Here is a 14,775-nt window from a genome sequence, read left to right as displayed (position 1 = left end):
ATCTACCGGTTAATTCGCCTCGGACCCAAGAATCTCTTATATTCGAGGCATGATCGAGGCGCGTCATCTCCGAGTCCTGCGCGCGGTGGCCGGTACCGGCTCCTTCTCCGCCGCCGCCCGAGCCCTGGGCTGTACCCAGCCCGCGGTGAGCCAGCAGATGAAGGCCCTGGAATCCTCGGCGGGCACCCCTCTGCTGATCCGGACCGGCCGCGAGATGCGGCTCACCCAGGCCGGTGAGGCGCTGGTACGCCACGCCTCCGGCATCCTCGCCGGGCTCACCGCCGCCGAGGAGGAGGTCGCGGCGATCGCCGGGCTGCGCGCCGGGCGGGTGCGTCTCGTCTCCTTCCCCAGCGGCAGCTCCACCCTGGTCCCCGCGGCCCTGGCCGCGCTCCGGGCCGCCCACCCCGGCACCCGGGTCTCCCTGGTGGACGCCGAGCCGCCGCGCTCGGTGGAGATGCTGCGCGAGGGCGACTGCGACATCGCACTGGCGTTCCGCTACGCGGACCCCGGCGGCGCGCCCGCCGGGACCGGCGGAACGACCGGGGCGACCGGAACGAACGGGACCGGGGCCGGGACCACCGGAACCGCCGTCGCCCGGGAATCGGCGACGGACCGGGTCGACCAGTGGGACGACCTCGTGGTCCGTCCCCTCCTCTCCGACCGGCTCGTCGGGCTGGTCCCCGAGGGGCACCGGCTCGCCGACGCCGGGACGGTCGCCATCGGGGACCTCGCCGACGACCCGTGGATCGCGGGCTGCCCCCGCTGCCGCCGCCAGCTCGTCGACGTCTGCGAGAGCGCCGGGTTCACCCCCCGTATCGACTTCGCCACCGACGACTACCCGGCGGTCGCCGGTCTGGTGGGCGCCGGTCTCGGGGTCGCCGTCCTGCCCGAGCTGGCGCTGGAGTCGGTACGGGCCAAGGGCGCCGTCACGGTCACGCTCGCACCGCGAGTCGAACGGGAGATCGTCGCCCTCACCCTGCCGGACCTCGCCCAGGTCCCCGCCGTCGCGGCCACCCTCGACCGGCTCACCCGGGCCGCCGCCCGCTGACACCTCCCGCCGACACCGTCCGCTGCTACCGCCAGCCCGCCGCTACCGCCCGCCGATCCCGCCGCTGTCTCGCGCGCGGTTGTCGCGCGCGGTATTCAGGAGGGCCGTAAAAGAAACGTTTCTTCGGTCGTTTGGGTCCGGGTGGGTCAATGCCGCTCGGTCGTGCCCCGCGCGCCGCTGCCCGCGGGCACCAGCCGGTGCCGCGCCCGCCCCATCAGCTCTTCGCGCTCGTCCTCGGTCAGCCCGCCCCAGACGCCGTACGGCTCCCGCACCGCCAGGGCGTGTGCCGCGCACTCCGCCCGTACCGGGCAGCGCATGCACACCTCCTTGGCCGAATTCTCGCGGGCGCTGCGGGCGGCGCCCCGCTCGCCCTCGGGATGGAAGAAGAGGGAGCTGTCGACCCCGCGGCAGGCGGCGAGGAGCTGCCAGTCCCACAAGTCGGCGTTGGGTCCGGGAAGGCGGGAGAAATCTGCCATGGCTTGCCCCTTGAATCCGTGCTCAGTGAGTCCGGTCAGGTCGTGCGGGCGTGTCTCCGCCGCGCCGCGCCGATGTCCGCACCATGTCTCACGACCGTACATCTACTATCTAAGTAGATGTAAATATGATTCATTGCGAATCTAGCCACAGACACTGACCAAAGTGAAGAAAAAGCATCTAAATGGGGCATAGCTTTCAGGTAAACCCCGCCCCCCGCGCGGTCCCGCCCGGGTGCCGAAGAGGTCTCCGGAACCCGTAACTCTTTCGAGTGACCGTCGTTGGTAGGTCGGAGGCGGTTGAAGGAACGAGCGCTCGGGCACATGTCCGAGAGCGTTCAACCGCACAGGTGACGATACGTACCAGCCTGGAGGCTCAAGGTGACGCGCATCAGCTGCGAGCGCCACGGAGGTCAGTCATGACGTCCGTCCTCGTCTGCGACGACTCCCCGCTCGCCCGAGAGGCGCTCCGCCGCGCGGTGGCAACCGTGCCCGGCGTGGAGCGTGTGACGACCGCGGCCAACGGCGAGGAAGTCCTCCGCCGCTGGGGCGCGGACCGCTCGGATCTCATCCTGATGGATGTCCGCATGCCCGGCCTGGGCGGGGTCGAAACCGTCCGGCGGCTGCTCTCGGCCGACCCGGGCGCCCGGATCATCATGCTCACGGTCGCCGAGGATCTCGACGGGGTGGCCCTCGCGGTCGCCGCCGGAGCCCGCGGCTATCTCCACAAGGACGCCTCCCGCGCCGAGCTGCGGGCGACGGTGACCCAGGCGCTGGCCGATCCGACCTGGCGGCTCGCCCCCCGGCGGCTGCGCTCGGCCGAGATGGGGGCCGCCCCCACGCTCACCGCGCGTGAGATCCAGGTCCTGGAGGGCATGAGTCACGGCCGGTCCAACGCCGAGATCGGCCGTGAGCTGTTCCTCTCCGAGGACACGGTCAAGACCCATGCCCGCCGGCTCTTCAAGAAGCTGGGCGCGTCGGACCGGGCGCACGCCGTCGCGCTCGGATTCCGCTGGGGCCTGGTCCGCTGAGGGCATGACCCTCGACGCGCCTTCGCGGGCCGGGCGTGATGGTGACGGCCCTGGTCCCGCGAAAGCACCGAGCACCCCGCTCGCCGTACGGTGGTGGGCGGGGAGACGGAACCGATCGGGCGTCCGTTTCCCCCGCGATGCCGCATCCTTGAGATGTGGAGTTCCTCGGGGAGACGGTCGAGCGGAAGGGGAGGGCGCAGGCGATGAGTTCCGGCGCACCTGCTCATAACGCTTCGGTGCACAACATGGGACGCGGTGCCACGGACGAGCGGCCACCGAGGCACCATGGACCGATGCGTGACGACAGAAGCACGGTGATCGGTGCCCTGGTTCGCCGCGCCGTCGACGGGGACGAACGGGCCACCCGCGATCTGCTCGCGCATGTCCATCCCCTCGCGCTGCGCTACTGCCGGACCCGGCTGAGCAGGCTGCCGGGTGACGCGCGCCACTTCGTGGAGGACCTGGCGCAAGAGGTCTGCGTCGCCGTGCTGATGGCCCTTCCGCGGTATCGGGACACCGGCCGCCCCTTCGAGGCGTTCGTCTTCGCCATCGCCTCCCACAAGGTCGCCGACCTGCAGCGGGCCGCCATGCGCCACCCCGGTTCCACGGCCGTGCCCTCCGACGAGATGCCGGAGCGGCCCGACGACTCCCTCGGGCCCGAGGAGCGGGCGCTGCTCAGCAGCGATGCCGAATGGGTCAAAAAACTGCTGGCCAATCTGCCCGAGACCCAGCGTGAGCTGCTGGTCCTGCGGGTCGCGGTGGGGCTCACCGCGGAGGAGACCGGCCAGATGCTGGGGATGTCGCCCGGCGCCGTACGGGTCGCCCAGCACCGCGCCCTGAGCAGGTTGCGGGCGCTCGCCGAGCAGTAGCCGGGGGCCTGCGGACGCTGCGGACGCTGCGGACGCCGCGGGTGCCGGAGATGGAGGGGCGGACCGGCCGATGGCCGCGTACGGCATTCGTACCGGCTTTGTACGCCGTCCCTACGCCATCCGTCCGCGCGCCGCAAACCATTCGTACGACATGTGGACCATCGCACAAAGTCGCCAGGTGATCTTGATCGTGGAATGGGACGGGGTCCCGGGCCGTTAGCATGGACATCCGCACCGATCAAGGCCATTTGGGGAAGGTGTCATGACCAACGTCGACGGAGTGCCCGAGAAATTCGCGACACTCGGGCTGACCTACGACGATGTGCTGCTGCTGCCGGGCGCCTCCGATATGGCTCCCGACCAGATCGACACCTCCTCGTACATCTCCAGGAACGTCCGGGTGAACGTCCCGCTGCTCTCCGCGGCGATGGACAAGGTCACCGAGTCCCGGATGGCCATCGCCATGGCCCGTCAGGGCGGCGTCGGCGTGCTGCACCGCAATCTCTCCATCGCCGACCAGGCCAACCAGGTCGACCTGGTGAAGCGGTCCGAGTCCGGCATGGTCACCGACCCGATCACGGTGCACCCCGACGCGACGCTCGGCGAGGCCGACCAGCTCTGCGCCAAGTTCCGGATCAGTGGTGTCCCGGTCACCGACCGAGGCGGCAAGCTGCTGGGCATCGTCACCAACCGTGACATGGCCTTCGAGTCGGACCGCGGCCGTCAGGTCCGCGAGGTGATGACCCCGATGCCGCTGGTCACCGGCAAGGTCGGGATCTCCGGTGTGGACGCCATGGAGCTGCTGCGCCGCCACAAGATCGAGAAGCTGCCGCTGGTCGACGACGCGGGCGTGCTCAAGGGCCTGATCACGGTCAAGGACTTCGTCAAGGCCGAGCAGTACCCCAACGCGGCCAAGGACGCGAACGGCCGGCTGCTGGTCGGCGCGGCCGTCGGTGTCGCCGGTGACGCCTTCGAGCGGGCCCAGGCCCTGATCGAGGCGGGAGTCGACTTCGTCGTCGTCGACACCGCGCACGGACACTCCAGGCTGGTCGGCGACATGGTCGCCAAGATCAAGTCGAACCATGCCGGGGTCGACATCATCGGCGGCAACGTGGCCACCCGCGACGGCGCCAAGGCGCTGATCGACGCGGGCGTCGACGGCGTCAAGGTCGGGGTGGGCCCCGGCTCCATCTGCACCACCCGGGTCGTCGCCGGAATCGGCGTCCCCCAGGTCACCGCGATCTACGAGGCGTCCCTTGCCGCCAAGGAGGCCGGGATCCCGGTCATCGGCGACGGCGGCCTCCAGTACTCGGGCGATATCGCCAAGGCCCTGGTCGCGGGCGCCGACACGGTGATGCTGGGCTCCCTCCTCGCCGGCTGCGAGGAGTCCCCGGGCGAGCTGCTGTTCATCAACGGCAAGCAGTTCAAGTCGTACCGCGGCATGGGATCCCTCGGCGCCATGCAGTCCCGCGGCGACCAGCGGTCCTTCTCCAAGGACCGGTACTTCCAGGAGGGCGTGGCCTCCGACGAGAAGATCGTTCCCGAGGGCATCGAGGGTCAGGTGCCGTACCGGGGTCCGCTTTCCGCCGTCGTCCACCAGCTGGTCGGCGGGCTGCGCCAGTCGATGTTCTACGTCGGCGGCCGTACGGTCCCCCAGCTTCAGGCCAACGGCCGGTTCGTCCGGATCACGTCGGCGGGGCTCAAGGAGAGCCACCCGCACGACATCCAGATGACGGTCGAGGCGCCGAACTACAGTCGTAAGTAAGAGCGTGTACTGATACCCCGTGACGGTGTGCGGACCGTCACGACCCCGGGAGGGGCGGTACGGGGCGTTCCGCGAGGACGCCCGGGCCGCCCCTCCGTCATGGGTCGGGGATACTGGTAGGCGCTGACTCAGAGGGAAAGGCCGAGACAAGGTGACTGAGATCGAGATCGGGCGCGGCAAGCGCGGACGGCGGGCGTACGCGTTCGACGACATCGCCGTCGTACCGAGCCGGCGTACGCGGGACCCGAAGGAGGTCTCGATCGCCTGGCAGATCGACGCCTACCGCTTCGAGCTGCCCTTCCTGGCCGCCCCCATGGACTCCGTGGTCTCCCCGCAGACCGCGATCCGGATCGGTGAGCTGGGGGGTCTCGGCGTACTGAACCTCGAAGGCCTGTGGACCCGGTACGAGGACCCGCAGCCGCTGCTCGACGAGATCGCCGAGCTGCCGGCCGAGACGGCGACCCGCCGCCTCCAGGAGATCTACGAGGCCCCGATCAAGGAAGAGCTGATCGGGCAGCGGATCAAGGAGGTGCGCGACTCGGGCGTCGTCACGGCCGCCGCGCTCTCCCCGCAGCGCACCGCGCAGTTCTCCAAGGCCGTGGTGGACGCGGGCGTGGACCTGTTCGTGATCCGCGGGACCACGGTCTCCGCCGAGCACGTGTCGGGCGCCGCCGAGCCGCTGAACCTGAAGCAGTTCATCTACGAGCTGGACGTCCCGGTCATCGTGGGCGGCTGCGCCACCTACACCGCCGCCCTGCACCTGATGCGGACCGGCGCGGCCGGTGTGCTGGTGGGCTTCGGCGGCGGCGCCGCGCACACCACGCGCAACGTCCTGGGCATCCAGGTGCCGATGGCGACCGCGGTGGCCGATGTCGCCGCGGCCCGCCGCGACTACATGGACGAGTCCGGTGGCCGGTACGTCCACGTCATCGCCGACGGCGGTGTGGGCTGGTCCGGCGATCTGCCGAAGGCCATCGCCTGCGGCGCCGACTCCGTGATGATCGGCTCGCCGCTGGCCCGCGCCACGGACGCCCCCGGCCGGGGCCGCCACTGGGGCATGGAGGCCGCGCACGAGGACGTCCCGCGCGGCAAGCTCGTCGACCTGGGCATCGTGGGCACCACCGAGGAGATCCTCACGGGCCCCTCGCACACCCCCGACGGCTCGATGAACTTCTTCGGTGCGCTGCGCCGGGCGATGGCGACGACGGGTTACAGCGAGTTGAAGGAGTTCCAGCGCGTCGAGGTGACGATCGCGGACTCCCAGCACAAGCGCTGACGCACGCTACGCGCTGAGCGGTACGCGAAGGGGCCCGACACCCATGGGGGTGTCGGGCCCTCTGCGTTGCGGCGGAGGTTTTCAGGGGCGCGAGGAGCTGCGCGACAAGCCACATACGGCCCGCGGGCCGACGCGAAACCGCACCCGGCAGACGCGACCGCCCTCGGGGCGCGGCTTCCCGCCGTAGAGCGTGATGTGGTGTCCCGGCCGCGCGCCGAGGTGGGTTGCTCGCGCAGTTCCGCCCCCTATGCCTTCGGCGATGGGGGGACCCCCAGCGCCCCTGGAGCTTCTCCGGTGGCGCCAACCGGAGGTTTTCAGGGGCGCGAGGAACTGCGCGACCAGCCGCGTACGGCCTGCGGGCCGACGCGAAACCGTACTCGGCAGACGCGACCGACCCCCGGAGTCAAAGGCGGTACGCCGCCCCGGCGGGGGTGGCGCCCCGGGTGTCTAGGAGGAGTTGCGCCTTCACGGCAAGACCCTGGAGGTCGTAGGTGCGGTGGTGCTGGAGCAGCACCGTCAGATCGGCGTCGGCCGCGGCCTCGTAGAGCGACTCGGCCCGGGGGACGGGCGCGCCGTCGACGCGCCATTCGGGGATGTACGGATCGTGGTAGCCGACGGCCGCGCCGAGCCGGGTCAGCCGGTGGGCGATCTCGGTGGCGGGGGTGCCCTGGAGGTCGGCGAGATCCGGTTTGTAGGTGACCCCGAGGAGCAGGACCCGCGCCCCGCGGGCCGACTTGCCGTGCTCGTTGAGGAGGGTCGCGCAGCGCTGGACGACGTACCGCGGCATCCGGCCGTTGATCTCCTGGGCCAGCCCGGTCATCCGCAGCACCGGGCCGGGGACGCGGCCCGGAGCGCGGCCGGGGTCAAGGGGCGTGCCGTGGCCGCCGACACCGGGGCCGGGGCGGAAGGCGTGGAATCCGTACGGTTTGGTCTCGGCGCAGCGGATGACGTCCCACAGGTCGACGCCGAGGTCGTGGCAGAGCACCGCCATCTCGTTGACGAGGGCGATGTTGACCTGCCGGAAGTTGGTCTCCAGCACTTTCACGGTCTCGGCCTCGCGCGGGCCGCGGGCCCGGACGACCCGGTCGGTGAGCCGGCCGTAGAAGGCGGCGGCGGATTCGGTGCAGGCGGGGGTGAGGCCGCCGATGACCTTGGGGATGCTCGCGTAGACGGGGGTACGGCTGCCGGGGTCCACCCGACCGGGCGAGTACGCCAGATGGAAATCGCGTCCGGCCCGCAGCCCGGAGCCCTCTTCGAGGAGGGGCCGGAGAAACGTCTCGGTGGTGCCGGGGGCGACCGCGGACTCCAGCAGGACGGTGGTGTGGGGACGGAGCCGGGCGGCGAGGACACGGGCGGCGTCGGCGAGGCCGGTGAGGTCGAGGTCGCCGTCGGGGCCGAGGGGGGTGGGGACGCAGAGGGCGGCGGTGCGGACCCGGCCGAGTTCGGCGGGGTCGGTGACGGCCTTGAAGCCGCCCGCGACCATGCGGCGGACGTCGGCGGGGGTCCGCCCGGCGGCCGGTTCGGAGAGCCGGGCGGGGTCGGGGTCGTAACCGATGGTGGCGATACCGGCGGTCACGGCGGCCTGCGCGAGCGGGAGGCCGTCGGTGCCGAGTCCGATGACGGCGAGATCTGCGGGCATGGCGTAGGCCGTCCTTCCTTAACCGGAGGAGGTGGTCCGCGCAAGCCCGGTGGGCTGCATGGGCGGGCGCAAAGTCAGACTAGGCGGAAATATGAACGTTATGTCGCATTGTGGGCTTGTGGGACACGGAGTGTTATCCACAGGCGGTGGCTGAAGTCGCGGAGCGGGGACAGAATCGAAGAGGTGAGCCCGACTGGATCATCCGGCCGGGACGCCGATCCGGTCCGTGCCGGGCAGGTCCGGGACGCGGAGCGGATCCGGCGGGCCGCCGGGCGCGGCGCATGGGCACGGCGTGCGCGGGCACGCGCACGGACGGGCCCCGCGCCGGTTCCGCGCCGTGCGGGACGGGCCGTGCCGGGCAGGGCAGGGCAGGGCAGACGGGGGCGACGGGAGGCATGCGGTGAAGACAGCGGCACTAGGACCCGATGAGCGCGCCGAGGCGCTGGTCGCGATGGCGGAGCGGGAGCTGGACGTCCTGGTCGTGGGCGCGGGCGTGGTGGGAGCCGGCACGGCGCTGGACGCGGTGACCCGAGGGCTCTCCACCGGGCTCGTGGAGGCCCGTGACTGGGCGTCCGGTACGTCCAGCCGGTCGAGCAAGCTCATCCACGGCGGGCTGCGCTATCTGGAGATGCTCGACTTCGCGCTGGTCCGCGAGGCGCTGAAGGAGCGCGGACTGCTGCTGGAGCGGCTCGCCCCGCACCTGGTGAAGCCGGTGCCGTTCCTCTACCCCCTCCAGCACAAGGGCTGGGAGCGGTTCTACGCGGGCGCGGGCGTCGCGCTCTACGACACGATGTCGGTCTCGTCGGGCCACGGCCGGGGCCTCCCGGTCCACCGGCATCTCTCCCGGCGGCACGCCCTGCGGGTGGCGCCCTGTCTGCGGAAGGACGCCCTCGTCGGCGCCCTGCAGTATTACGACGCCCAGATGGACGACGCCCGTTTCGTCGCCACCCTGGTGCGGACCGCCGCGACCTACGGCGCCAAGGTCGCCAGCCGGGCCCGGGTGATCGGTTTCCTGCGCGAGGGCGAGCGGGTCGTGGGCGCCCGGGTGCAGGACGTCGAGGGCGGCGGGGAGTACGAGATCAGGGCCCGCCAGGTGGTCAACGCGACGGGGGTGTGGACGGACGACACCCAGGCGCTGATCGGGGAGCGCGGCCAGTTCCACGTCCGCGCGTCGAAGGGCATCCATCTAGTCGTCCCCAAGGACCGGATCCACTCCACGACCGGACTGATCCTGCGGACCGAGAAGTCGGTGCTCTTCGTCATCCCCTGGGGGCGGCACTGGATCGTCGGCACCACGGACACCGGCTGGGATCTCGACAAGGCCCATCCCGCGGCCTCCAGCGCCGATATCGACTATCTGCTGGAGCATGTGAACTCGGTCCTGGCCGTCCCGCTGACCCGGGACGACGTCCAGGGGGTGTACGCGGGCCTGCGGCCCCTGCTCGCCGGGGAGTCGGACGCCACCAGCAAGCTGTCCCGGGAGCACACCGTCGCCCATCCGGTCCCCGGACTCGTCGTGGTGGCGGGCGGTAAGTACACGACGTACCGCGTGATGGCGAAGGACGCGGTCGACGAGGCCGTGCACGGTCTCGACCAGCGGGTGGCCGCCTGTGTCACCGAGGAGACACCACTGGTCGGCGCGGAGGGCTACCCCGCCCTCTGGAACAAGCGCGCCGGGATCGCCGCCAGGACCGGACTCCATGTCGTCCGGGTCGAGCATCTGCTGAACCGGTACGGCTCGTTGGCGGAGGAGGTCCTCGCCCTGATCGCCGACGACCCCGGCCTCGGGGAGCCGCTGGGCGGCGCGGACGACTATCTGCGCGCCGAGGTCGTCTACGCCGCGTCCCACGAGGGCGCCCGCCACCTCGACGACGTGCTCACCCGCAGGACCCGGATCTCCATCGAGACCTTCGACCGGGGGACGCGCAGCGCCCGGGAGTGCGCCGAGTTGATGGCCCCGGTGCTGGGCTGGGACGCCAAGCAGATCGAGAAGGAGGTCGAGCACTACGAGAAGCGGGTGGAGGCGGAGCGGGAGTCGCAGCGCCAGCCGGACGATCTGACGGCGGACGCGGCGAGACTGGGGGCGCCGGACATCGTGCCGCTGTGACGGGCGCGGTGGTGGGGTGACGGCCGTGACGGACCGTCGTACGGCGGGGTTTCCACCCCGGTGTCCGTGCGGTCCGCCGACCGGGCGGGCGATGGGGCGGGGGATCGGTCGGCGGGGTGGGCCGTACCACCGCGTGGGACGGTGCCCGGTCGAGGGTGGGGGACCGGCTGGTTCCGTACTACCCTCGCCAGCACCCTCGGGTGCGCGGCGGACCCTGAAAGACACGCCCTGCCCGGAGTGAGAGACAATGAAAGCTCTGCCAGGGCGTGTTACCGCATCGCGCGGGAGCGACAGGCGCGGGCGAAGACCAGGGATCGCAGAGGGGACGCATGTCGGAGGCAGAGCAGTCGCGGAAGCCCCAGCGGGACGGCTCCGAGGAGCGTGCGTCTGCGACGGGTACGGCGGGCGACGGGCCTGACGGCCAGTCGGCCGGGGATCGGGATTCCGGCGCGTCCGGCGCCCCCGGCGGCGGTGCGGAGCCGGTCGGGGACGACAAGGCGGCGGCGGACGGCGCTTCTCGTGCGTCCGGTGCGTCCGGTGCGTCCGGCGCGTCCGGTGTGAACTCCCGGGACGGTGCGGAGCAGCCGGTCATCGGGGCACAGGCCGACCGGCGGTCGAAGGGCGACAAGGCGGCCGGGGCGGCCGGGACCGGGAGTTCGGCCGCGTCGCCCGAGGCGGCCGGGACGGCCGGTGTCGGTAAGGACGCCACGCGGTCCGAGAAGACGGCCGATACGGCGGAGAAGAGCGACAAGGCCGGCCAGGGCGACGGGGCGGAGAAGTCCGCCGCGGTCGCGACGGCCGCGAAGACGGAGAAGGCCGCGAAGGCCGAGAAGGCCGAACCGTCCGAGCAGGTCCGGAGTTCGGGCGGCGAGGGCTCCGGTTCCGAATCCGGCTCAGGTTCCGGTTCCGGGAAGAAGGCCCGGGGGACCGGGCGCGCCGAGTCCGAGGGGCGGCTGCTCGCCGGGCGCTACCGGCTGGGCGGGGTGCTCGGCCGGGGCGGTATGGGCACGGTGTGGCGTGCCGAGGACGAGACCCTCGGCCGGACCGTCGCGGTCAAGGAGCTGCGGTTCCCCCACCAGATCGACGAGGACGAGAAGCGACGGCTCATCACCCGGACGCTGCGCGAGGCCAAGGCCATCGCCCGGATCCGTAACACCAGCGCCGTCACGGTGTACGACGTGGTCGACGAGGACGACCGGCCGTGGATCGTGATGGAGCTGGTCGAGGGCAAGTCGCTGGCCGAAGTCATCCGGGAGGACGGCATCCTGACGCCCCGCCGCGCGGCCGAGGTCGGCCTGGCGATACTGGACGTCCTGCGGTCGGCCCACCGCGAGGGCATCCTGCACCGGGATGTGAAGCCGTCGAATGTCCTGATCGGCAAGGACGGCCGGGTCGTCCTCACCGACTTCGGTATCGCGCTGGTCGAGGGCGACCCCTCGATCACCTCCACCGGCATGCTCGTCGGCGCCCCCTCGTACATCTCGCCCGAGCGGGCCCGCGGCCACCGTCCCGGGCCCGCCGCCGATCTGTGGTCGCTGGGCGGTCTGCTGTACGCGAGCGTCGAGGGCACCCCGCCGTACGACAAGGGGTCGGCGATCGCCACGCTGACCGCCGTGATGACCGAGCCGCTCGACCCGCCGAAGAACGCCGGTCCGCTGGAGGAGGTCATCTATGGCCTGCTCGCCAAGGACCCGGCGCAGCGCCTCGACGACACCGGCGCCCGCACCCTGCTGAGCCGGGTCGTCAACGCCCCGGACGAGCCGGTGGCGCCGCCGCTCCCGGTCGACGCCACCCGTGCCATGGCGCTTCCGACCATCCCGCCGCCCGAGCCGCCGGCTCCGGCCCGGCCCGTCGCCGACCGGCAGCGCGGCCCCCAGCGCCCCGCCCGTAACAGCCCTTCCCGCAACAAGCCCGCCCGGGGCGGCGCGCGGACCCCGGCGGCGGGGCCGGCGGCCGCGGGCGCGGCGAGTGCCTCGCCCGTTCCGCCGCCCGCGCCGCCCGTGCAGCGGGCCGCGCCCCGCCGGGCGCCGCTGACCGATGTGGTCCCGCGCCGGACGCTGGTCCTGCTCGCGATCGGCGTCGTGCTCGCCCTGCTCGGCACGATCCTCTATCTGACCATCGGCGGCGGGTCCGACGGCGACGGCGCGGGCGGCGAGACCGGCGCGGGCAAGCCCCCCGCGTCTGCCGGGGCCGACAACGGCAGCCAGGGCGACGGCGGCCAGGAGAAGCCGACCGGCGAGACCGGCAAGGAGACCCCCGCCGGTGATCCCGCGAAGGGCGGGGACGGCAAGACGGGAAGCACCCCCGACGGTACGAAGCCGGGGGCGTCGAAGGGGCCCGGTTCGGGTGGCACCGGAAAGGACGCCCTGCCCGCCGGATACGCGGTGAAGACCGACGACCGGTTCCGGTTCTCCATGGCGATGCCGGAGGACTTCCGCCGGACGGACATAGCCGGACGGAACTCCGGGGGCATATTCAACACCGGCCGAGGCGCCTTCCCCCGGGTCCAGGTCGACTTCAACAAGAAGCCCGGCACCGACGCGGCGGCGGCCTGGCGGAACGCGGTCCCCGGGACCAGGAGCGCCAGCAACAACTACCAGCACCTGAGCATCAATGCCGTGCTGTACCGGGGCTATCCGACCGTCGCCGACTGGCAGTTCGAGCGCGACCACGACGGCAAGCGGATGCGGGTGCTCAACCGCGGGTTCAAGGTCGACGACCGGCGGGGCTACTCGATCATGGTGTCCTGCCCGGTGGCCGAATGGGACGGGGCCGAGTGCCGGACGCTGCGGGACACCGCGTTCGCGACATTCGCGCCCAAGGACTGAGCGGGTACACGTATCGTGAGAAGGCGCGGACGGAACGCGCCCGTACGACCGCCGGGACCGGCCGGACGACCCGATCACCGGGGCGTCCTGACGGACCGTGCGGACCCGGTCGGCGAGCCCGGGACGGGGCGCGGGCACAACCGGCGGGCCGTGGGGGCCGGCGGGCGTTGACCTTGGGCACGAGGGGAGGCGACGAGGCGAGATGGACGACTACGCGGGCAGGGTGCTGGCCGACCGCTACCGCCTGCCGCTGTTCCCGCCCGACGCGGCGGACGGCTCCGGCGATTCCGACGAGGCCCACGGGTACGAGAACGCCGAGACCAGGGCCTTCGACACCTACAGCGGCCAAGAGGTCTTGGTCCGTCAGGTGCCGCTGCCCGAGATAGTGGAGGCGGAGTTCGTCGGGCCGGACGAACTCCCCGGCCCCGCGGGCGGCACGAGACCGTACACCGGCGGGCGTTCCCCGGGCGCCGTCCTCCGCCCGGAGGACCCGGCGGTCCAGCGCGCCGTCGAGGCGGCCAGGGCCGCGGCGCGGGTGCCCGACCACCCCCGGCTCGACCAGGTCTTCGACGTCTTCGCCGAGGACGGGTCGCTGTGGATCGTGAGCGAATGGGTCGCCGCGCGTCCGCTCGCCGCGTTCCTCGCGGACCAGCCGCTGACGCCCTATCGCGCGGCCGAAGTCGCCTCCGACGTCCTCACGGCCATCGGCGCGGTGCACGCGTACGGCTGGACGCATCGCAATATCACCGCGCGTACGGTCCTGGTCTGCGAGGACGGCCGGATCATGCTCACCGGCCTGGCGGCGGGCGCCGCCGAGGAGGCGCTCTGCGGCTATGCCCCGGAGCCCGAGCCCGTCGAAGCGCCCCTCGATCCGTACGGGGACTTCGACGAGGGCCCCGACGCCGATGACGAACACGCCGAGCACACCGCACACGCTGCACACGCTGCACACGCCGCACACGCAGGAGATCCCGAGTACGCCGAGGACACCGGCGCGGAGTACGACCCGGACGGCCCGGACGACCCGGATGACGAGGACGACGGGTCCGGAGGGGGCGTCGAGGGCGACGGCTCCGGGGGCCGTGGGGCGTACACCGTCGCGCCGTGGGGGACGCCGGACGTACGGGCCGCGCGGTCCGGGGCCATCGCCGCCTACCGGGCCGGGGCGCGCGCCGCAGGCCGGGGGAGCGACGAACGGCCCCCCGGCGGCGGGCGGCCCGTCCAGACCGGCGACGACCCCGACTGGTGGGCCCGTAAGCCCGGGACCCCGGCCGCCCTGCCTCCGAGCCCCGAGCCGGAGCACGAGGGCCCCCGCTACCACGACCATGTGACCCCCACCGGCGACGGGGAGGACACCGACGACCCCGACGGCACCGAGGCGCCCGGCGGTCATGAGCCGCACTATCACGACCCGTACGGCACCGAGGCGTACGGGAGTGATCCGTACGGCACCGGTGGGCCGGGACCCGCGCATCTCACCGGCAGCTGGCACGACGGTCCCCGGCCCGGCCACGAAGGACCCCGGCCGCTCCCCGGGGGCGGCGGCCCCGTCACCCCGGCCCTGCCGGGACCGGCGGGTGCCGACCCGGTTCCCGTCCGCAGGCCCCAGCACCACAGCGACCCGTACGGTGTCCGTGCCCTGCCGCCCGGCGACAGGGCGGCCCCGTCCTCCGGCGGGCTGCCCGCCCTGCCCGTGGCCCGGGCCGGACGGCCCGGCGGGGCCCCGCCCCCCGAGGGCG

Annotated in this window: 10 protein-coding genes; 8 read left to right on the top strand and 2 right to left on the bottom strand. The window is 72.6% G+C overall.

The features are described from left to right. Positions 1-49: 49 nt before the first annotated feature. Positions 50-1,048 (top strand): LysR family transcriptional regulator, encoded by a 999-nt coding sequence (locus ACFXG1_RS12315; protein WP_384714061.1) that lies wholly within the window; start codon positions 50-52, stop codon positions 1,046-1,048. Between the two features lie 146 nt (positions 1,049-1,194). Here ACFXG1_RS12315 and ACFXG1_RS12310 read toward each other — a convergent pair whose 3' ends face one another. Then, positions 1,195-1,524, bottom strand: coding sequence for a WhiB family transcriptional regulator (locus ACFXG1_RS12310; protein ID WP_384714058.1), 330 nt, complete (start codon positions 1,522-1,524; stop codon positions 1,195-1,197). 416 nt (positions 1,525-1,940) lie between these two features. Between ACFXG1_RS12310 and ACFXG1_RS12305 the strand changes: the two genes are divergently transcribed. From ACFXG1_RS12305 to ACFXG1_RS12290, 4 genes are all read left to right on the top strand, one after another. Then, positions 1,941-2,552 (top strand): response regulator transcription factor, encoded by a 612-nt coding sequence (locus ACFXG1_RS12305; protein WP_003948568.1) that lies wholly within the window; start codon positions 1,941-1,943, stop codon positions 2,550-2,552. Between the two features lie 293 nt (positions 2,553-2,845). Further along, a complete protein-coding gene (locus tag ACFXG1_RS12300) occupies positions 2,846-3,421 on the top strand; it encodes a sigma-70 family RNA polymerase sigma factor (protein WP_384714055.1) in 576 nt (191 codons plus the stop codon). Positions 3,422-3,683: 262 nt separating this feature from the next. Next, positions 3,684-5,186, top strand: a complete 1,503-nt coding sequence (guaB, locus tag ACFXG1_RS12295) for an IMP dehydrogenase (protein ID WP_384714052.1) — start codon at positions 3,684-3,686, stop codon at positions 5,184-5,186. Between the two features lie 151 nt (positions 5,187-5,337). Then, positions 5,338-6,462: a GuaB3 family IMP dehydrogenase-related protein gene (locus ACFXG1_RS12290; protein WP_384714049.1), complete on the top strand. Its 1,125-nt coding sequence runs from the start codon at positions 5,338-5,340 to the stop codon at positions 6,460-6,462. 403 nt (positions 6,463-6,865) lie between these two features. Here the strand turns inward: ACFXG1_RS12290 and ACFXG1_RS12285 are convergent, their stop codons facing one another. Then, positions 6,866-8,101 (bottom strand): nucleotide sugar dehydrogenase, encoded by a 1,236-nt coding sequence (locus tag ACFXG1_RS12285; RefSeq protein ID WP_384715884.1) that lies wholly within the window; start codon positions 8,099-8,101, stop codon positions 6,866-6,868. Positions 8,102-8,501: 400 nt separating this feature from the next. Between ACFXG1_RS12285 and ACFXG1_RS12280 the strand changes: the two genes are divergently transcribed. The 3 genes from ACFXG1_RS12280 to ACFXG1_RS12270 form a co-directional block, all read left to right on the top strand. Then, on the top strand, positions 8,502-10,208 hold the full coding sequence (locus ACFXG1_RS12280) for a glycerol-3-phosphate dehydrogenase/oxidase (RefSeq protein ID WP_384715881.1): 1,707 nt from the start codon (positions 8,502-8,504) through the stop codon (positions 10,206-10,208). A gap of 329 nt (positions 10,209-10,537) precedes the next feature. Continuing rightward, entirely contained in the window at positions 10,538-13,036 is a 2,499-nt protein-coding gene (locus tag ACFXG1_RS12275; RefSeq protein WP_384715878.1) for a serine/threonine-protein kinase, read from the top strand. Between the two features lie 202 nt (positions 13,037-13,238). Then, positions 13,239-14,775 (top strand): protein kinase (locus ACFXG1_RS12270; protein ID WP_384742287.1); only part of this gene is annotated, 1,537 nt, incomplete at its 3' end.

This window comes from Streptomyces sp. NPDC059248, assembly GCF_042753905.1.
In the GTDB taxonomy this organism is placed as follows: Bacteria; Actinomycetota; Actinomycetes; order Streptomycetales; family Streptomycetaceae; genus Streptomyces.
Note: the sequence above shows the minus strand (reverse complement) of the source record. Positions and strands in the feature narration are given on the sequence as shown.